General features: G+C 32.6%; 15 protein-coding genes and 1 pseudogene. 2 read left to right on the top strand and 14 right to left on the bottom strand.

The genetic code is table 11. The annotated features are described in order from the left end of the window. Positions 1-37: 37 nt before the first annotated feature. From KA893_RS06570 to KA893_RS06600, 7 genes are all read right to left on the bottom strand, one after another. On the bottom strand, positions 38-1681 hold the full coding sequence (locus KA893_RS06570; RefSeq protein WP_048787089.1) for an APC family permease: 1644 nt from the start codon (positions 1679-1681) through the stop codon (positions 38-40). Positions 1682-2176: 495 nt separating this feature from the next. After that, a complete protein-coding gene (locus KA893_RS06575) occupies positions 2177-3514 on the bottom strand; it encodes a gluconate:H+ symporter (protein ID WP_194375845.1) in 1338 nt (445 codons plus the stop codon). Between the two features lie 125 nt (positions 3515-3639). Continuing rightward, the gene (locus KA893_RS06580; RefSeq protein WP_037537536.1) at positions 3640-4308 is read right to left on the bottom strand and encodes an ABC transporter ATP-binding protein; all 669 of its coding nucleotides are present in this window, start codon (positions 4306-4308) and stop codon (positions 3640-3642) included. A 10-nt stretch (positions 4309-4318) separates the two neighbouring features. Next, a complete protein-coding gene (locus tag KA893_RS06585) occupies positions 4319-5242 on the bottom strand; it encodes an ABC transporter permease (protein WP_210125636.1) in 924 nt (307 codons plus the stop codon). Then, a complete protein-coding gene (locus KA893_RS06590) occupies positions 5239-6405 on the bottom strand; it encodes an ABC transporter permease (protein WP_194375846.1) in 1167 nt (388 codons plus the stop codon). Before KA893_RS06590 ends, KA893_RS06585 begins: the two co-directional genes overlap by 4 nt. 50 nt (positions 6406-6455) lie before the next feature. Beyond that, a complete protein-coding gene (locus tag KA893_RS06595) occupies positions 6456-7961 on the bottom strand; it encodes a DUF6583 family protein (protein ID WP_194375847.1) in 1506 nt (501 codons plus the stop codon). A 240-nt stretch (positions 7962-8201) separates the two neighbouring features. Next, positions 8202-9599, bottom strand: a complete 1398-nt coding sequence (locus KA893_RS06600) for an MFS transporter (RefSeq protein ID WP_002482159.1) — start codon at positions 9597-9599, stop codon at positions 8202-8204. A gap of 333 nt (positions 9600-9932) precedes the next feature. Here KA893_RS06600 and KA893_RS06605 point away from each other — a divergent pair, with 333 nt between their 5' ends. After that, on the top strand, positions 9933-10874 hold the full coding sequence (locus KA893_RS06605) for a nucleoside hydrolase (protein ID WP_069822094.1): 942 nt from the start codon (positions 9933-9935) through the stop codon (positions 10872-10874). A gap of 94 nt (positions 10875-10968) precedes the next feature. On the opposite strand, the gene KA893_RS06610 is transcribed toward KA893_RS06605, so the two are convergent. The 4 genes and pseudogenes from KA893_RS06610 to KA893_RS06625 all read right to left on the bottom strand — a co-directional run bounded on the left by KA893_RS06610 (position 10969) and on the right by KA893_RS06625 (position 15072). Beyond that, a complete protein-coding gene (locus tag KA893_RS06610) occupies positions 10969-12102 on the bottom strand; it encodes a CapA family protein (RefSeq protein WP_410467897.1) in 1134 nt (377 codons plus the stop codon). Positions 12103-12258: 156 nt separating this feature from the next. Then, a pseudogene (locus KA893_RS06615) lies at positions 12259-12886 on the bottom strand (nitroreductase family protein). Between the two features lie 263 nt (positions 12887-13149). Continuing rightward, positions 13150-14451 (bottom strand): MFS transporter, encoded by a 1302-nt coding sequence (locus tag KA893_RS06620; RefSeq protein ID WP_210125639.1) that lies wholly within the window; start codon positions 14449-14451, stop codon positions 13150-13152. A 177-nt stretch (positions 14452-14628) separates the two neighbouring features. Continuing rightward, positions 14629-15072 (bottom strand): GNAT family N-acetyltransferase, encoded by a 444-nt coding sequence (locus tag KA893_RS06625; protein WP_174543792.1) that lies wholly within the window; start codon positions 15070-15072, stop codon positions 14629-14631. Between the two features lie 319 nt (positions 15073-15391). On the opposite strand from KA893_RS06625, the gene KA893_RS06630 reads away from it, so the two are divergent. Further along, positions 15392-17551, top strand: a complete 2160-nt coding sequence (locus KA893_RS06630) for a bifunctional glycosyltransferase/CDP-glycerol:glycerophosphate glycerophosphotransferase (protein ID WP_194376008.1) — start codon at positions 15392-15394, stop codon at positions 17549-17551. A 122-nt stretch (positions 17552-17673) separates the two neighbouring features. Here KA893_RS06630 and KA893_RS13955 read toward each other — a convergent pair whose 3' ends face one another. From KA893_RS13955 to betA, 3 genes are all read right to left on the bottom strand, one after another. After that, positions 17674-17919 carry a type 2 periplasmic-binding domain-containing protein gene (locus tag KA893_RS13955; protein WP_228481246.1) on the bottom strand — a complete coding sequence of 82 codons (246 nt, stop codon included), beginning with the start codon at positions 17917-17919 and terminating at the stop codon, positions 17674-17676. Positions 17920-17945: 26 nt separating this feature from the next. After that, positions 17946-18527: a LysR family transcriptional regulator gene (locus KA893_RS06635; protein WP_228161021.1), complete on the bottom strand. Its 582-nt coding sequence runs from the start codon at positions 18525-18527 to the stop codon at positions 17946-17948. Positions 18528-18875: 348 nt separating this feature from the next. Continuing rightward, positions 18876-20558 carry a choline dehydrogenase gene (gene betA / locus KA893_RS06640; protein ID WP_041079912.1) on the bottom strand — a complete coding sequence of 561 codons (1683 nt, stop codon included), beginning with the start codon at positions 20556-20558 and terminating at the stop codon, positions 18876-18878. Positions 20559-20589 lie beyond the last annotated feature (31 nt).

Genomic DNA, 20589 nt, shown 5'->3' on the forward strand with positions numbered 1-20589 from the left:
CCCAGACGCTATATATATTTCTACTCACAGAATTAAATTATTCTTCACTAATGTGTTCTGATTTACGTTTTTCACGTAAATCCGCACGCATATCTTTATTAATCTTTTTAGCACGTTTAAAGTAAACACTTTCAAAGTAACTAGACGTACCTATTTTGTAGAAGATTAATGCAATAATGATAATAACAATAAAATCATAAGGGTAATGAATCCAGTTCATACCTTTAAATTCTTTACTACCGATAAATGATAAGAAGGCAAGTACAATAAGATATAAGATAATCCACAAGCTACCGCCAATTTGTTTTTTGGTATTTTTCCAATTCATTTTATATTCATAGAAGAAGTAAATTGGTAATCCTAGAATAATAATTAAAATAACTTCGGCTGTTGTTGGCCACATCGCCCAATATATCGCTAATGAAGCCATCACAAATGAAAATGGTGCCATAAATTTTAATAAGTTTGCTCTAAACGGTCTATGCATTTTAGGTGCCATTTTACGTAGTGAAATCACTGTCGTTGGTCCTGTTAAATATGCCACTAACGTAGCTGTTGATATTACACTTGCTAAAGTACCCCAATCACGGAATAGCGATACCATGACCATACTTATAATTGCATTAAATATAATGGCTACACGAGGAATCATATATTTTTCATTCATTTTCCCTAAAAATTTAGGAATATGACCATTTTGTTCCATAGCGCGTAAAACACGTCCAGTAACAGCTACAAATGATACACCTGTACCAAATGGTGAAACAACTGCTTCCATATATAGTAATATAGCTAACCAATTTAATCCTAATAGAATAGCCATATCAGCAAATGGTGAGTTAAAGTTAATACCACTCCAACCATTTTCATGCAGCATTTCAGTAGGCATTGACGTAATAAATGTACTTTGTAGTACTATGTACAGGATTGCACTTAAAGTCAGTGAAATAGCTATACCACGTGCAATGTTTTTTTCAGGTTTTTGAATTTCAGATCCCATATTAATAATTGTCTGGAATGCGTTGAATGAAAAAATAATACCTGATGCTGTTGTTGCAGCAAATATAGGTGCTGAACCGTAAGGCATAAATGTTCCAACTGAATGACCATAGTTCCCAGTGTCAAAACCAGAAATAATTAACATGATAATCGTTAATAAAGGCACACCTAATTTAAATACTGAAATTAAACTTGTAAATGACGTCAATAATTTTACTGACCAATAGTTTAATAATGAGAAGATAATAATAATCACAAATACTGCAAATAAACCTGCGTTACTTATTGTAGATCCATCCATTAAACCAGACGTAAATTTCGCCCATTCCCAAGGCCATGAACTCATATATTGTACAGCTGATACTGCTTCAATAGGAATGATAGTTACCAGCGATACCCAGTTTGCCCAGGCAGCAATGAATCCAAGTAACGAACCATGTGTATATTGCGCATAATTACTCATACCACCTGATTGTGGAAACATCGTTCCTATTTCAATATAGTTATAAGCAATTGAACCTATAACTACAAAACCAATAATCCAAGAAATAATTGCGGCTGGTCCTGCAATAGAAGATGCCTCCCATGCGCCAAATAACCAACCAGATCCAATTAATGAACCTAATCCTAGCAATACGAGCTGTGGTAAATTAATTTTACTACTTTCATCTTTTTGTCCCATAATTACTCCTAATATTTTCTCTTTTATATTCATATCAAGAATAAGTGGCTTTTATACACCTTCTTGTATATGGTGTTATTATACTCGTATAACAATTCTAGTCAAATCAACTTTTCACTACCAATAATTGTATATTTTTGTGTTTTTATTCATAATATTAGCATATTACTGTATAAAAACATCGCACAACATAACTCACTCAAGATAGTGTCATTAATACGCTGAAAGTAGATTTATTCATGTTACTTATTTATTCACATAAAGTATAATACCCAAAACCTTCTAATTTATAATACATATGCTACAAATACCTTTACATCAGTAATCACAAGACTTTGAATCGATGCATTTAAAAATATTTGTAACTTTTGTAACGGTTTTGTGTATTTATACTAAAATAAAGCATTATTCACAAAAATATCTTTAAATACTTTGCAAATAATGCTTTTTATGATGTTACACAAATATGAATCATTGTTATTTTACTTTATTATTTTAAATAAATAGATCCAGAATTAAGACAACCATTAATCCTGTTACAGATGTCGTTAATAACAACGCACCCCATGTCTTAAATGTATCCTTAATAGAAATATTAAAATATTCTTTGAATAACCAAAATGATGCATCATTAACATGAGTAATGATATTACTACCTACAGCTGTAGCTAATACCATAAGCACAGGGCTGACATCAAAAGTGGGTATCAACGGACCAACGATACCTGCAGCAGTAATTGCTGAAACAACACCTTGACCCGTCGCAATACGGATCAGCGCTGTAATTAACCAAGCCATAATAAGTGGAGAGATATTGTTACCTTTCATGATATCTGCAATATAATCTCCAACATGTGCTTCTAAAATGATTTCCTTAAAAGCGCCACCCGCTCCGACAATGAATATAATAGTTGCAACACCTTTTAGACCTGTTTCAAATGATTTCATCATTGTATCCATATCTTTACCTTTTCTAAGTCCAAACATAACAATCGCAGTAATAATAGCAATGATAAGACTGATTTCCACACTTCCAATAAATGATACGATTTCATGTAATATCGTGTCTTCGGTAATAAATAAACTGAGTATGGTTGATATTGAAATTAGAATAGCTGGTATTAATGGTACAAATAAACTCAAACCAAAACTAGGCATTTCACTGTCTGTAAAATTTTTTCTTTTTTGTAATAATGGTGGTATAGGATAATCTATGCGCTTCATGAATCTCGGCAATATAATACCCGCAATAATCACACTAGGAATAAAGACGATCATCCCCAAAATATAAACCATTCTCATATCCGCTTTGTAAGCATCTACGAGTGCTGTGGGCCCTGCTTGTGGCGGGAAAATATTGTGTGATAAAGTTGTCGCTGCAACCATTGTAATCGCCAATTTCATAAATGGTGTCTTAGCTTCAACAGCAATACTGATGACTAACGGTGCTAAAATCATAAATGCTACTTCATAAAATACAGAAATACCAAATACAGCACCGGTGATGATTAAAGCCCATTGAACATATTTAGCACCAAATCTTTCTATAAGTGTTGAAGCGATACGTTGTGCTGCGCCAGAATCTACCATTAATTTACCAAGCACTGCACCAAACCCAATAATTAATGCGAGACTCCCTAATGTAGATCCTAATCCTTCCTTAATTGTCTCTAAAATTGCTAACGGCTTCATGCCATTCATAAATCCTACAAGCACCGCTGGGAATATGAGCGATAGGATACTATTAATCTTCAATTTAATATTTAAAAATAGTAATACCCCTACACCAATAACAAGCGATATGAGCGGCAAATGTTCCCCTAAAAATGACAAATTCGTGTTCCCCCAATCCCTTAAAAATAATGAAAGCGAATTCACAATTACTCATTATATACAAAATAATTAAAACCACATCCATCATCACGGAGTTCTCCATGAATGGATGTGGTTCATCGTCTCTATTTATTATTATATACTTCGAATGGCCAATGCTTATCTTCAAGAAGTTCCCTATAGAATGGATCATTACCAATTACTTTAATTTGATCCGCTAATGCTTCAACTTCATCTAAGTGGTGTGTCGTTAATATAATGAGTCGTTCCCTCTTCATTGTATTCAAAAGGTTATGAATATCAAATCTGGATTTTAAATCTATACCTACTGTAGGTTCATCTAAAATTAATATTTGCGGATTACTTAATAAACCGATTAGAACATTTACCTTTCGTTTCGTACCACCAGACAAATTAGAAATTGTCATGGTTCTCTCATTTAAATTGAGTTGACGTGCATACTCGTCTATCAATACATTGGATAACGGTGCTTTGCATAGCGCCTTAAAACATCGAATATTTTCATTAACTGTCATATGTTCAAATAGTGCAATATCCTGTGGTACATAACCGATTTTATCTTGTCTTTGCTTTTTTGACAGTTGTTCTCCAAAATAACGTATTTCACCTTTAGTCAATTGTTCTAAACCGGCAATCATTCTTAATAATGTGGATTTACCAGCGCCGTTTTCACCTAATAAAACGGTTAATTGCAAATTTTCAAATGTCATATCTAGGGACTCAAAGATGCATTTTTTACGATAGTGCTTGCTTAAATTTTTTAATTCTATCATCTTATCACTCCTATAATTGTATAAAGATATATAACACCGCCATCAATAAGGCAAATATGACTGCCATAAAGAGCCTATGACTGAGTGTATTTATTTTGAAAAGTAACCATGAAACCCCTAGTTCATACACAATAATAATCACTAATGATTTCGCAAAGAACGTAAATGAAAGTTGTTGTTGAAATATGAATGTTGTTATGCCAAGTACAAGCATTAAAATGAGTGTATGAATCAAAATATAAGTTGTGAAAAGTATCAACTTACTGTATTGAAATATAAAAAGTCTTGTTAACGGACCATTTTGTTTCAGCCTTTGATGCAACACGATTTGAACACTACTAACGAATAAGATAATGCCAAACACTAGGCTGATTGATATAGACGTCTCAGAATTGGTATTTACGACATGGTGAACAATGGCTGATTTGGGCGTGTGTTGATTTAATGTATCGGACACCTTTTCTAAGGACGTCTCTTGACCGTCATCATCTAAATGTTTTTTTACAATATACGGAATTTGTTGTTCATATAATGAACGACTAATCATTTCAAATGTAATATCACCAATAAAATCATCTCTTGCATAAAGTGTAAGTGCCAATTTTAATTGATTATTTTTCAATTTATCACTGTAATCTTTAGGGATATGCATCGCTGCAACCGCTTCTTTCTTGCTAACACTTTCATCCAGATATATTGCTTCTTGGTCCAACTTTTCAACTTTAACAAAGTCGTTCTTCTCAATACTTTGAATTAATGTATGTGAAGCTTGGGATTGATCCTGATCTTGAACTGTGACTGGAATTTTAAAAGATTGATTCAGCGATGAATAAGCTGCCCATATCAATAACAACGTACACGTTAAAATAGTAAAAAAAATCACTAATTGCTTCCACTGTTTTAATATAATGATAAATATAAAGGACTGTATCATCGGCGATACCTCCAAACAATGATTACCAATAATATAATAGCTGTTATCACAAAGCTCATATAGAAAGTAATGGGTGTATCTAAGATATAATTATTTAATATAATCTCTAACATTTGATTAGTGACAAAACTAAATGGCTGCACATTAAACATGCCATTCAATAAATGTTTGAAATATATCGTTGGTATAATTTGACCAGAAAATAGAATAACCATAAGTGCAAGCATGATTTTCAGTACGATATTGAACCAACGGAAACTGATCAAATCAATAATGGTTAACCAACCTGTAATCATTAGAATATAATAAACTAATTGAATAACTACAGTTGGCCAATTATAAGGCTCAAAAGTATTGGGCAATATCTGTATCATGCATAAGCATCCTAACAAGGTCCACACGCCAGTATAAAATAGCGTAAATAAACTTCTAATTAATGTTAGCTTTTCAAATGAAAAATGGTACATATGTAATCTGGATTTTAATGCCTTAGCTTGGTTCATTTTTAAAATTGAAAATAGTGATAGTGCAAAAATAAATATGGAGGCTAAATAACCTGTCACTACATAATAGCTCGATGTATCAAATATTTGTATCGATTGATAATCAAATCCGCCTGTCCGATTTAAACCGGTAAATAATAAATCCGTCAATAATTGTAACTTATCGTCCTTATTGGCCTCTGGTGATAATGTCGTGTAGGTTAACCCTCCACCCATCGATAACATGAGGCGACTATAAACTGAATCAGTCAACTGATTAATAACTAAACTTTTAGTTGACGTTTGATCATATGTATAAACAGCTATAGGTAAATTACCATGTTTATAAAATGTTTTTGTCATACCTTTTTCAAAAACATAATATCCCTCTAATTTTTGTGCTTTCAATAATTTTTGCGCTTGATTTTGATTGTAACGCTGAATACGAATATCTTTACCTAGATGTGTTCCATTTCCCATTGAATTGAGTATGAGCTGTGTCTCCGCAGAATTATCGTGATCAACAATACCTATTCTAAACTTTGCATCATCTTGATTAACGTACTGAACGACTAGTAAGGCAGTTAAAAAAGCACACATCATCAAAATCAAATAGAAAAAAAGATGCCATTTTTTTAATAGAAAAGAGTGGTAAATGCGAAACAATTGAATTGTTTTCATTTAACCACTCCTCTCTCCATTAATATATTACCTTTTTAAATGAGTTATCTTTATTTTTTATCTTTAATATCTTTTGCGATATCTTTTACAATATCTTCAGTGTTGTTAGATATTTCTCGTTTTAGTTTTCTAAAGTCACTATCAGACATTGTATTTAAATCTTGTGCATTTGCTTTTTTAAATTTAATGTCTTCTTTAAGTTTTGTGTCACCTTTAATATTAATCACGACCGTCTCATTATCGATATCTGTTGATAATGAAAGTTCTTGTTTTTGTGTATTATTTTTAGTGTCTGTGTCTAATTTATTATTGAAATCAATCGTTGTTTTATCGTAGTTAGCATTGATTTCAATCTGACCTTTGTCGTTACGTTTATCCCCATCTTGTGATTCTGTATTTGTTAAAGTTGCATCAGACTTACGGTAACCATTATCAAAAGTTACTTTGTAGTTATCTTTATACTGATCGTCTTTTTTAGTGGACTTACCTTTCAGTGCTACTTCTTGGTCATCATCTGTTGTTAATTTATAATCAATCATTAAGTTATCATCATCAACTTGACTTGTCCCATTTAATTTCACTGTTGAACCGTCTTCATCTTTCATCGTTAAATTACGTTTAAGAATCTGATTATCGTCTTCCCATATAACTGATTTCACACTTGGAAATTCTGCTTTATCTGTATCTTTTACTTCTTTTAATATATCATCTAATTGTTTTTTATAGTCTTTCGCATTAAATTGATCTTCTGCAATCGCTTTAATATCTTTGTCTTTTTTAGCTTTTTCTAAAATGTCTGTTAAAATGGCTTTTGTTTCACCTTTACTTACATTCATTGTTACTTTTTTAACATCTTTATCCTCACCATTGACCTTAATTGTTACATCGTCTTTTTCAAAATTATCATCGTCTAATTTATCTGTAATCACTTCACTATATTTCTTGCTAATTTCATCAATATTATCTTGAGATATTTGTGTACCAGATAACAACGAATTTAAATTTAATGAGTCATTTGTAATGCCATTATTTGTCCCTTCAACACTCGATGTTTCCCCAGTGATTTTTTTATACACATCGACAAGTTCATTATTCTTCGCTTTGTAAACATCATCTAAAATTGGAGCTGCATAATATTGATTTTGCTTATCGGCAGCCCATTGAAATTCCCCAATTTCATTATCTGCAACTGTAGGTGTTAAAGCTATAACTGAATGCTCTTTATCCGGATCATGTCCCAATTTAAATCCTAACTTCGAAGCATCTGCAACAGATTTTGGTATATCCGATGATTTGAGTAGTGCTTCTGGTACATCTGCACTTGCATTTAAATTAATTAAATACGACTCATCTTTCATCTTATCTTGAAATTCAAATTCATTTTCAAACCTGTCTTCACCATACGCTTTCATTTGCTTTGCTGTTTCCTGTTCACTTAGTAAATACGTATTTTTAGGTGTGTTCTTTGTGAAATAATACGCTGCTGCTCCCCCAATGCCACAAATCAGTAGTACCCCAATAACGACTGCTATAACAATCTTCACTGTCTTAGACATATCGTTCTACCTCCCCTTAAGTTTTAATTTCTTTTATAATAGCACAATATATATATAATTAATTAACTAATTCTAAAATTCTAACAATTTATACATCTTTTTTAATAATAAATATTATATTTGTTAATTGTATAAAAATATAATTATACTCAATGTAGTCCTTCACAGTAGGTTGAGCTTAAATTTTTCAAAAATAAAAAGTAGTTGCCATTTTTGATAATGACAACTACTTAAATATATTTAATCTTTTCTAACTTCATCTTCCCACCATAAAGCATCTTTAGGATTTTTCACTACATGATCATAATCCTCTTGCGTTTCGACATTTGGATAAGAACCTCTGAGTGATTTGTTAGAGGTAGATTTAAACATTGTTATGAAGATAATGAGTCCAACGACATTAATAAACATCAAGTAATAAGATGGTGCAATTTGTTGTCCTGTCGTTTCTACTAAAGTTGAAAGTATAAATGGCGTTAAACCACCAAATACCGCAGCACCAATATTATAAACAAGTGATAATGTACGTAACCTAACCTTTGTATGGAACATACTTGGTAATAAGGATGGCATAACACCTTCAAATGTTGACATAAATAATGCAATGATAAACAATCCAAGTATTACAAATGGAATCATTGGAATACTCATTAACCAAAATGCAAGCACCGAGAATAAACTAAATCCTGCTAAACCAAATATAATGGTACGTTTGTTACCAACTTTATCACTATACCAACCAAAGAAAAATACTGCTGGTATCATAACTAACATGGTTATGGTGCTCAATATGGATCCCATAGTTCCACCTAAGTTGATTGTTGAATTCAAGAATGATGGCATATAGGAAAGTACCATATAGTTGGCAACATTTAAGAAAGCTACGCCTGTAAAACAAACGACGACGTCTTTCCAATAATATTTGAAAATATCTAAATATGAATATTCTAATTCTTCTTGTTCTGCTAATGTAGATTCATAAGCTGGGCTTTCATCTAAACTTGAACGTAAGATAATACCAATAATACCTAATGGTGCAGCAAGGATGAATGGAATTCTCCAGCCCCAATCAGCCATTTGTTGATCACTTAATAATGAATACATCAGCCCCGCTAAAATAGCAGCCATAATATTTCCAGCAAGTGTACCAATTTCTAATCCACTACCTAATTTACCGCGTGTCTTATCAGGAGCTGTTTCTGCAATATAAGTCATTGCACCTGCGTATTCCCCACCTGTTGAAAATGACTGAATCATACGAACAACAAGTAATAATATAGGTGCCCAAATACCAATTTGATCTTGTGTAGGTAACAGCCCGAGCATCAATGTCGATGCTGCCATAAGTAATATCGTTGTCGATAATACAATTTTCCGTCCATATTTGTCCCCTAAGTGACTGAAAAATATACCACCGATTGGTCTCACTATAAAAGCAAAGGCAAATACTGCAAATGTTGAAACAATTTGCATCTCTTGAGGTAAATTCCCAAAGAAATTTGCACTTAATATCACAGCTAATTGTGCATATAAACCAAAATCAAACCATTCTATTGCATTACCAATCCCTGTGGCTACAACACCTTTTTTGGCTTGATCAGAATCTACTCTGTTAACTTTCTCTTTTTTAAATTTCACAAATAAAAACACCCCTTAAATTGTTTCTATTTATATAACATAACCTATGTATTAACTTATAAACACTTATAAGTTATAATTTATTATTTTTTAATTTTCAAAATCAATAAATTTTAAAATGATTTCGCGAATTTATTAAATGCCATTTTAATTATAGACATTCATCTAATGCCGTATCGTAAACACACACTTCAATCTTTTAGTATTTATATAAGTATTTAAGGCAATAAGTTCCAACATGATATCTCAAAGACGCCGCTTCTTTCTCAACACGATATGACTCTGATTCACTTTTGATATAATAGATTTACAAAATGAAACGGAGGATATTTTATGAAACAAATATATTTTAACCATGACGGTGGCGTCGATGATTTAATTTCTCTATTTCTGTTACTACAAATGGAGGATGTATCACTCATTGGTGTGAGTGCAATTGGTGCTGATAGCTATGTTGAACCTGCAGCAAGTGCATCTCAAAAAATCATTAATCGCTTTAGCAAGCAACCGATTCATGTCGCCGCTTCGAAACAACGCGGAAAAAATCCATTCCCTAAAGATTGGCGTATGCATGCATTTTTTATGGACGCTTTACCTATTTTAAACGAAGCTAATCAAAGCCATTCAAATTTACTTGAACACGATGCTTATGAAGATATTATTGAAAAATTACAAAAGAGTCATGCTCCAGTGACTTTATTATTTACTGGCCCATTAACGGATTTAGCTAAAGCCGTAACAGTTGAGCCTACAATTATTAATAAAATTGAACGTTTAGTATGGATGGGTGGTACATTTTTAGAAAAAGGAAATGTCGAAGAACCTGAACACGATGGTACTGCAGAATGGAATGCTTTTTGGGATCCAGAATCTGTTAAAACCGTCTTTGATACAAATATAAAAATAGACATAGTCGCATTAGAAAGTACAAATCGTGTACCACTGACATGGGATATTAGACAAACTTGGGCAAACGAACGACATTATCCAGGTGTTGATTTCTTAGGAGTCAGTTATGCTGCTGTACCTCCATTAACACATTTCCAAACGAATTCTACTTATTTCTTATGGGATGTACTAACAACTGCATATGTAGGTAAGCCTGAATTGGTACAGCAACATTCGGTCAATGCTAGTGTTTATACAGAAGGGCCTAGTCAGGGGCAAACGTATATAGATGATGTACGTGGCAGAACAATTTCAGTCGTCGATGATGTCGAACACGATGCCTTCTTTAAATACATTACAGATTTAGCAAAAAAAGTTGAACAATAACGTGTTAAAAAGCGCCCTTTCGTTGTTACACTTCAATACTGTGTAGTAACGAGAGGGCGCTTTTGCACTTTTATATATTTATTTACGCAACATACTAGTAACTCTTTTCATCCAAATATTGTTTATCATTCACATCTTTCGTAATACCTACAAGTCTCTGACGTGATACTTCCATGCCTTTTTTATCATTTAAAGCATGATATTGTGCCTGCTCATCTTTATAATGATCTAATTTATACATTTTAAAATTTTGAGGAGTTGCCTTTAAATAAGGTTCCCCATTTTCATAATGTGTCACCAATGATTTCCATTTAACATTTTTGATTTGTACGCCTTTAGGATTTTTTTCTAAATTAAAACGTATGTTACCACCTAATATATTCTTTTCAGTTCCTGTAGCTTGTCCATTTAGAAAATTTCCCAGGGAATAAGCAACGAGTGTTTTATGATTATCTTTCCCTTTCACCCATTTAACTGGCTGTATCACATGTGGATGTGTGCCTAATACGACATCTGCACCCGCATCAGCAAACACTTTGGAATACTGTTGTTGCGTCTCATTGGGTTTAGTCTTACCTTCATTACCCCAATGTGCGGAGACGATAACTGCATCACTTTTTTCTTTTGCGCTTGCGATATCTTTTTTGATTTGTGCCTTATCAAAATAATTGATTTGATATGGTTTTTCTCTAGGAATATCATTTGTTCCATATGTATAACTCAGCATTGCCATTTTAATTCCATTTTTCTCAATTACAGGAATCGTATCATGTTGCTTTGGCGAATCAAACGTTCCGAAATAAAACACGGACTTAAATTGCTTCCAAACGCGGATTTCATTTTCTAAACCAGCAGTTCCTTGATCTAAAGCATGATTATTAGCTCCATTAACCACATTAAATCCAGTATGTACTATGTTTTGTGCGATTGCCTCTGGCGTATTAAATTGTTTAAATACTGACAAACCGCGTTCATCACCACCAAGTGGCGACTCTTGATTGATGTATGATACATCTGTTGATTGAACTTCATCTTTTAAATTGTCATACATTGACTCAAAATTGAACTGTCCATTATCTTGCAAAGCATCCTGATAAACGACTGGATGGATTAAATTATCGCCTACTGCATAAAAAGATAACGTTTGCGTTAATTTATCTTTTTCATTTAAACAACCTACACATAAAATTAAAAAACACGAAAACAAAAAAACACAAAATAATCCCATATTTCCACATATTTCATAACCCCTATCAATACTCATTAAATTTTATTTTAAATTTGATAAGTCAATATATCAATAGAGTTGTAAAATCGAATACTATTTTTTATAAAGAAATAAAAAAGACATTTTTCAATATTAAAAAATGTCTTTCACTATATATTAAACGTATTTAGTCACTGTTTCTGTTGGTAATCTATAAGAACCATGGGCTGGATTTTTAGCTTTACCAATCGCAACAATTACTACGGGTACATAGCGTTCTGAATCTATACCAAATGCATCTGCGATTTGATCACTTTCAAATCCGCCAAGTTGGATTTGTATCATATCCATGGGCTTTCGCAACAAGCATAAATTGCATTGCGGCTAAACTACTATCAATCTTCACAATGTCATTCATTTGTTCTTTTGTTGCATTATCATATAATGGTATGACTTTTTCTAACATTTCTTGTTTTACTTCTTCCGGCATTAAATCATGTTTAACTGCATTACCATAAATTTCTTCGGCATTTGTTTGACTCTTCATATCACCAAAAATAACGACCATAGCCGCTGATGAATCATTTTGACGTGTGTTAAAACGAATGAGCGGACGTAATGTGTCTTTACCTTCATCACTTTCGACTACTAAGAATCTCCACGGTTGCATATTAACTGATGATGGTGCTGTCGTTGCTTTTTTAATCATTTCGTCCATTTCTGCTTTCGGTATTTTCACTTGTTCATCAAATACTTTTACAGACTTTCTATTCATTAAAATTTCTTCAAAATTATTATTTATCATTTGTTATTTCTCCTTAATCATTTTTTACAAAATCAAATTATACTCAATTTAACTATAATTACAAATCATTTGTTTATAATTAGGAACAAAAAATATTTTACCTCAAACGCCCCACACTATTTACTTTGAGTAAAAACAAAAAAAAGCGAGTATAAATGAACCTCATATTAAAATGATGGTCATTTATACTCGTAGCTTTATTTTATAAGTAATACTTCTTTAAAGCATTCGGAATATATCCATGTAACTTACATAAATTTGATTTATGAAGTTGGTTTCATTTTTTTAATACCTGGTTTAACAAAGCACATCGCAATAATACCGATGACTGCCGCTACTACTGCAGATATAAACATTGATGAATATCCATATGATGTTACAAGTATACCTGTTAACGTTGGCGCTATAATCGTTGCAGAGTTAACAAAGAAATGTGTAATACCGCCATACGTCCCAGTTTTCTTCGGTGCTGTATCAATAATGACAGACCAATAAACAGCATTTGGCAAGAATATACAGGCATTACCTAGCATCATTAGGAACATTATCCAGCCAATTTGATTGGTTGTTGGGATAATTAAAAAACAAATCGCTGCCAAAGTCATTCCAAATATCGCTAAACCTGATCGTGCAATTCTTAGACTGCCTGTTTTCACACGTAACCAATCTGATAATCTTCCACCGAAATATGCTGTAAAACAAGCACCTATCCAGGGAATCATACCAAGATACCACAATGAGTGAATCTCAAAATGATACTCGTCTTGTAAATACTTTGGTGTCCAAGTTAAAATCAAAAAGTTTATGTATTGAAAACCAAAATAACCAACCATATTAAAGATAAGTGTCGGACTTTTGAAAAAGTGATACCATTTTTCATGTGCATTGTGCTCAGTTTCAACTGTTTTTTCACCATGAACCGTTTCTTCTGTGGATCGAATACTTTCAATTTCTTCCTGAGAAACATGTTTATTATCTTCAGGATAATCGGTAAATACTTTATACCAAATAATAATCCATACGAGACCTAATAAACCTAAAATTACAAAAAGCACGCGCCAAGTTGAAATAACTAAGAAACCAGAAACAATCGGTGCTGTGATTATCGCACCCAGTGGTACACCAATTAAACCTAAAGCTGATAATAAACCGCGTTCTCTCGGTGCTGCCCAGTTTGCATTGGTCTTACTGATTGTCGAAAATATTGGACCTTCAGATACACCAAATAGTACTCTTAATAAGCCAAACCCAGCTAATGCAGAACCGCCAAATAAAGCCATGCCTATCTCACCAGCAAATGCCATACCTATTTCAAATAATGACCAAAGTGTACCAGCAATTAACCAAACAAATTTTGGCCCCTTTTTATCTGCTGTAACCCCTCCAAACAATGAACCAAGCATATAACCATATCCAAAATAACCTAATATTAATCCCCAAGCGATATTATCGAAACCAAATTCGTTAATAATATCTTCTTGAGCATAGGAAATAGCGCCACGATCGACATAGTTGATCATTGTCATAATAATCATCGTAATGATAAAATAACGATAGTTTTTCATTTTTTAATTTCCCCCACTTGTTTACAACATTGGTAAATATAGAAAAACTTAACGCTAAATGAAAACGCTGTCAAAAATATTTTTGATTATTAAATTTACCTTTATTACTAATAATGTCTAAAACCCTTGCTATTAAAAGAAAAATAAAGTTTTTAAAAATAGCAAATATTCAAAAAATTATTCTACTACTTTCATAGACATTGTAATATTTCTCTCTTGAAAACCAACTTTTTCATATAATAATCTAGCTTTATTCTGTACATTTACATTTAACCTAACTTCACCAATATGCTGGCTTTTAAAAAAGTCATTAACAAAATATATTAACTTTTTAGCAACACCCTGTCTTCTATAACCTTCAAAGACATATAACTCATAGATAAAACCATAATCTTGTTGTTCAAGGTAATCTGTTTTTTTATCAATAAGCACAAACCCTTTGCATATGTTTTCTTCAATCAACACATAATATTTTGCACCTTGCAATAGCAATTGATTTGACATATCCAGCAATGACGCATCTGATAAATCAAAATTCACCATCATCGCTTCTTTGAATAACTTTGGTATAACTTTGTTAATGAGTTTCAATTCATTATCTTTAGCACATCTTATTGTCATGATAATCATCCCCTGTCTTTAATATTTTTATATACATTTCCAAAACTACTAACTATGCTTTAATATAATAAAAGTAAATAATGTATTTTACCTATAAGTTGAAGTCTTTTGCTTTTCTTTATACTACATAACCATGCTACAATATATGCTTTAGAAATAATATATGCTTATAAATAATAATATATTATTATTCGTACGTTTTATGCACATAATAATCAAAAAAATTTGATTTCAAAGTTGAAAAGATAAAACAAAGTTTGTTAATATTTTACCTTATATAGAAGATAGTGAGAAAATTTAAGTAAAAAGAGGGAACACAATGAAGTCTATATCAGTCATAGTGACTTATTACAATTCAGAAGATTATATCGAAAGATGTTTAATAAGCCTTAAAAAACAAAGATTCCAAGATTTTGAACTCATCTTAGTAAATGACGGTTCAACAGATCAATCGAAACCACTTGCAACACAAATACTTAAAGATTGGGATATTCCAATTAAAGCAATTGATTTACCAGAAAATACAGGACATGCGCATGCTAGAAACATGGGCTTGAAAGAAGTTGAATCTCCTTACTTTATCTTTATTGATTCTGATGATTATTTGGCATCCTATACATTATCATTTTATATGAAGAAACTAAATCAATTCGATGCGTTAATTGCGCCTATCCATGGGTTCACGTTGGATATACCTCAATACGTTGACCAAAATTTAGTGCGTACTCAATATTTAAATACTAAAACACATTCTAATCAATTTTTAAGAAAGCAAACTGCATGTAATATTGTTTTCAAAACTGCAATTGCACGTGGCCATAACTTACAATTTAATGAAGACTTGAACGTCTTTGTAGATTGGTCCTTTATTTTAGAATTTATTAAATATGCCAATGGATTCGTGCGTGTCAGTCGCTTTCCTTTCTATATTAAAGGGGAAATCTATGACCCGTTTGTGAAACCAGCACTGTCTAAACAAGATTTTGGCATTACGTTCAACGATTATGTATATAGTTTCTCTGATTCTGTTCAACGTGCGCCTTTAAAAGAAAATAAAGTTTTCATAAAAAATAAAATGAAAAATATTTACAAACATTCATTCGAACCATCATCAAGAAAAACCCCTGAGCGTTATAAACATAACAGTGAATTGCTTCCAAAAGTGACAAGAGAATTAATTCCGACGCTTTTCAAAAATGAGAAACCACTCTTTATATTAGAGTCATTGATGCTCATGGTGAATAAACGTAAATCCGCTTTTAAAATAAATAAACTTAGAAAAAAAGCACGTTTAGTAAAAAGTATCTTGTTACGTAGAAAAAATAAAAATCGTGCATTATACCAATTAACAGATAGTGAAGATAAAGTGAGTCCAAATACGATTGTATTTGAAGCATTTGCTGGTAAAAATTACAGTGATAGCCCGAAATATATTTACGAATATATGATGAAACGCCATCCGAATTATGAATTTATATGGGTCTTTAAAAACCCTTCTAAAGTACAAATTCCTGGCTCAGCTAAAAAAGTTAAAAAAGGCTCTAAAGCTTACTATGAAGCATATTCAAAAGCTAAATACTGGGTGTCTAACGCGAGATTACCGCTTTATCTGAATAAAAAACCAAACCAAGTTTATATACAAAATTGGCACGGCACACCATTAAAACGATTAGCAAATGATATGAAAGTCATTCGTATGCCAGGAACTACAACGGATAACTATAAACGTAATTTCAGAGAAGAAACAAGCCGTTGGGATTATTTAGTGTCACCAAATAGATATTCTTCTAAAATTTTCGAGACTGCATTTTGGATGAAACCTGAACAACTACTTGAAATTGGTTATCCTAGAAATGATGTATTAGTTAACCATGCAAATGACAAATCATATATCCAAGAAATTAAAGAAAATTTAAACTTACCTGCAGATAAAAAAGTCATCATGTATGCGCCAACTTGGAGAGATGATGAATTTGTGAAAAAAGGTAAATATTTATTTAATCTACAAATTGATTTAGATAATTTACAAGCACAACTTGGCGATGACTATGTTGTACTATTGAGAATGCATTATCTCATTTCTAATGCCTTAGATTTACGTGGTTATGAAGATTTTGCCATTGATGTTTCAAACTACAGTGATATCTCTGAATTATATTTAATTTCAGATTGCCTTATCACAGACTATTCATCCGTCATGTTTGATTACGGTGTATTGAAACGTCCTCAATTCTTCTTTGCTTATGATTTAGATAAATACGGTCAAGATTTACGCGGATTCTATTTAGACTATCACAATGATTTACCTGGACCTATTCACCAAGATCCATACCAATTAACAGAAGATCTAAAAAATCTAGATCAAGTTTCAATAGATTACAAGGACAAAATCAATCAGTTTTATGATGACTTTTGTTCATTAGAAAATGGACAAGCGTCTAAAGCAATTTCCGATTTAATTACTAAAAATAACAACTAGCCTATTAAATTAGAAATAATTAGTAACAAAAATACTCATTCTGAAAATAAAGCGTCTGGGTCATAAATCCCCAATCTCAAAAAAGAGGACTAATCCTTAGTATGGATTGGTCCTCTTTATATTTAAATTCTAACACTTTCGGGTGTTTGTATTCTACTTTTCTTCCATACTAAAACACAATGTGTGTAAAGTTCTGGTTTAAATGGAATAAAAGCTAAATTATCTAAATTTCTATTCGATGTTACACCTTCAATCACAACAGCTGAACCGACATTATTTCTTACCAATGAAAAAATATTAAATATTAAGTTATACGTTCCAATCACTTGCAAGTCATTGACTGCTATTTGACGCCATTCTGAAATCATTTTTTGATTTTATGGTCTTCTAGACATTAATAATTTTGTTTTTTCAAATCTCCAGGATGCATTGAGGATTGCCCTCTAAATGGAGAATCTTCAGAAACAAGCAAACCCCAACGCTCTGGTCTCGGTAAAGGTACTTGCTCATATTTTTCCATTGCAATGGGTTCTATTAAAATCGCAATATCCAATAATCCATTATCAAGACGCTCACTGATTTCACTGCCTATACCACTTACGATATGAAAAGTGATTAAAGGATGTTCTCTCACCATCTCTTCTAATATCATGGCAAGCGTGTCAGAATTATCCGCTTCTACACATCCTATCGTAATATGTCCACTCAACGCTTGTTGTTTTTTATTTTCAAATTCTTGTTGCGTCTGATTCGTTAATGACAATATCTCTTCTGCTCTATTTTTTAAAAATATGCCTTCTTCTGTAAGCATAATACCTTTATTTTCTCGATAAAAGAGCTCTACCCCTAGTTCTAATTCTAAGTCATGCATTTGTCTACTTAATGTAGGTTGCGTAATGTTTAGTACCGTTGCCGCTTTTGAAATCGCATGTTCTTCAGCAACTGTACAAAAATATCTAAGTGTTCTCAATTCCATTGGGTATCCCTACTTTGTTTATGGTTTATTTTACTCGTTATAACAAAATTAAATGATACTTCCTTGTAATATTTGTGGTGTATAAAAGTCATTCATTCAACCACCATAGATTTAACCAAGTCTCCCCGATAAATAATATCTCTCATATTACGTAACAGCGCGTTATGCGTGCGTCTGTCGAAAATGAACTCGTAAAAGCTTTAAGTATCAAAAAAGGCAATGTTAGTCGGACGTGCACAAAAAAACTGCCAACAAAGTCTAAGCCTTTGTCGGCAGTCAGAGATAATAACAAATACATGCCTTACCTCTATATCTATTTCATTTATTTTAAAATATCATAATCAAACATTACTTTATAGTACCCGCATCTTTATCATGTACACCATGACGATAGAAATCAATATATTCTGGATCTAATGGTTTTTTACCACGAATGATGTCTGATGCTTTCTCAGCCATCATTAATACAGGTGAATGAATGTTACCATTTGTTGTACGTGGCATAACAGATGCGTCTACAACACGTAGATTTTCCATGCCATGTACTTTGAACGTTTCTGGATCTACGACTGACATTTCATCTGAAGCTGGTCCCATTCTACAGCTACAAGATGGATGCAATGCTGTTTCACCATCGCGTTTTACCCATTCAATAATTTCTTCATCTGTTTGCACTTCAGGTCCAGGAGAGATTTCTCCTCCATTATAAGGGTCTAATGCTTTTTGGCCTAAGATATTTCTAGCTACTTTAATTGCTTCCACCCATTCACGTTTATCTTCTTCTGTAGATAAGTAGTTAAACACAAAATCTGGCTTAACAAATGGATCTTTTGATTTGATTTTTAAATGTCCACGAGAATTTGAGTACATTGGTCCTACATGCACTTGATAACCATGTGCAGCTGGCGCTTTCGTACCATCGTATCTTACCGCAATTGGTAAGAAGTGGAACATTAAGTTTGGATAATCTACATCTTCATTTGAACGTACAAAGCCACCACCTTCGAAATGGTTTGATGCTGCAGCACCTTTACGTCCGAAAATCCATTGTAATCCTATGAATGGCATTTTTAATTTATTTAAACTTGGTTGCATTGAAACAGGTTCTTTACATGCATGTTGCACATAAACTTCTAAATGGTCTTCAAAATTTTCACCAACACCTGGTAAGTGAATACGTGGTTCAATACCTAATGAACGTAAATGTTCTGAATCACCGATACCTGATAATTGTAGTAATTGCGGGGAGTTAATTGCACCACCTGATAGGATAACCTCTTTCGCATTTACTGTATGTTCTCTACCATTTTTCTTAAATGTAACACCCGTTACTTTGTTACCTTCAAAATTTAATTTCGTCACAAATGCACGTGTTTGCACTTCTAAATTCTTACGTTTCATCGCTGGATGTAAATATGCTCTAGATGCAGAAACACGACGACCATTATGTACTTGACTATCAAATGGTCCAAATCCTTCTTGACGGAATCCATTTACATCTGGTGTTTTATTATAACCTGCTTCAACACCTGCATCGAAGAAAGCCTGGAATAACGGATTATCAGCTGGACCTCTTCTTAGTTTAATTGGTCCGTGATGTCCACGGAATTGATCATCTTTTGTTGCACCGAATGTTTTTTCTAAGCGTTTAAAATACGGTAAACAATGTGCGTAATCCCATGAATCCATGCCTTCAGGCTTCGCCCATTTTTCATAGTCCATTGGGTTACCTCTTTGATAAATCATACCGTTAATCGAACTTGAACCACCTAGAACTTTACCACGTGCATGACCGACTTTACGTCCATCCATATGTGGCTCAGGTGTCGTTTCATAAATCCAATCGTATAATTTATTTCCAGCTGGATACATTAATGCTGCAGGCATCTGTATTAATAAGTCCCATGGATAATCACTACGTCCAGCTTCCAATACAAGTACGTTATTCGATACATCTTCACTTATACGGCTACCAAGTACTGACCCAGCACTTCCACCACCTATAATGATATAATCGTATGATTGCTTCATTGTGATACTGCCTCCTCTAATTTATATACGT

The sequence above is a fragment of the Staphylococcus sp. GDY8P126P genome (assembly GCF_017891965.1).
Taxonomy (GTDB): Bacteria; Bacillota; Bacilli; order Staphylococcales; family Staphylococcaceae; genus Staphylococcus; species Staphylococcus saprophyticus.

Excerpts from the sequence above, each read along its gene's own strand:
- KA893_RS06570 (WP_048787089.1), bottom strand. The coding sequence starts at position 1,681 with ATGGGACAAAAAGATGAAAGTAGTAAAATTAATTTACCACAGCTCGTA.
- KA893_RS06580 (WP_037537536.1), bottom strand. The coding sequence starts at position 4,308 with ATGATAGAATTAAAAAATTTAAGCAAGCACTATCGTAAAAAATGCATC.
- KA893_RS06585 (WP_210125636.1), bottom strand. The coding sequence starts at position 5,242 with ATGATACAGTCCTTTATATTTATCATTATATTAAAACAGTGGAAGCAA.
- KA893_RS06590 (WP_194375846.1), bottom strand. The coding sequence starts at position 6,405 with ATGAAAACAATTCAATTGTTTCGCATTTACCACTCTTTTCTATTAAAA.
- KA893_RS06595 (WP_194375847.1), bottom strand. The coding sequence starts at position 7,961 with ATGTCTAAGACAGTGAAGATTGTTATAGCAGTCGTTATTGGGGTACTA.
- KA893_RS06605 (WP_069822094.1), top strand. The coding sequence starts at position 9,933 with ATGAAACAAATATATTTTAACCATGACGGTGGCGTCGATGATTTAATT.
- KA893_RS06610 (WP_410467897.1), bottom strand. The coding sequence starts at position 12,102 with ATGGGATTATTTTGTGTTTTTTTGTTTTCGTGTTTTTTAATTTTATGT.
- KA893_RS06620 (WP_210125639.1), bottom strand. The coding sequence starts at position 14,451 with ATGAAAAACTATCGTTATTTTATCATTACGATGATTATTATGACAATG.
- KA893_RS06625 (WP_174543792.1), bottom strand. The coding sequence starts at position 15,072 with ATGACAATAAGATGTGCTAAAGATAATGAATTGAAACTCATTAACAAA.
- KA893_RS06630 (WP_194376008.1), top strand. The coding sequence starts at position 15,392 with ATGAAGTCTATATCAGTCATAGTGACTTATTACAATTCAGAAGATTAT.
- KA893_RS13955 (WP_228481246.1), bottom strand. The coding sequence starts at position 17,919 with ATGATTTCAGAATGGCGTCAAATAGCAGTCAATGACTTGCAAGTGATT.
- KA893_RS06635 (WP_228161021.1), bottom strand. The coding sequence starts at position 18,527 with ATGGAATTGAGAACACTTAGATATTTTTGTACAGTTGCTGAAGAACAT.
- betA (WP_041079912.1), bottom strand. The coding sequence starts at position 20,558 with ATGAAGCAATCATACGATTATATCATTATAGGTGGTGGAAGTGCTGGG.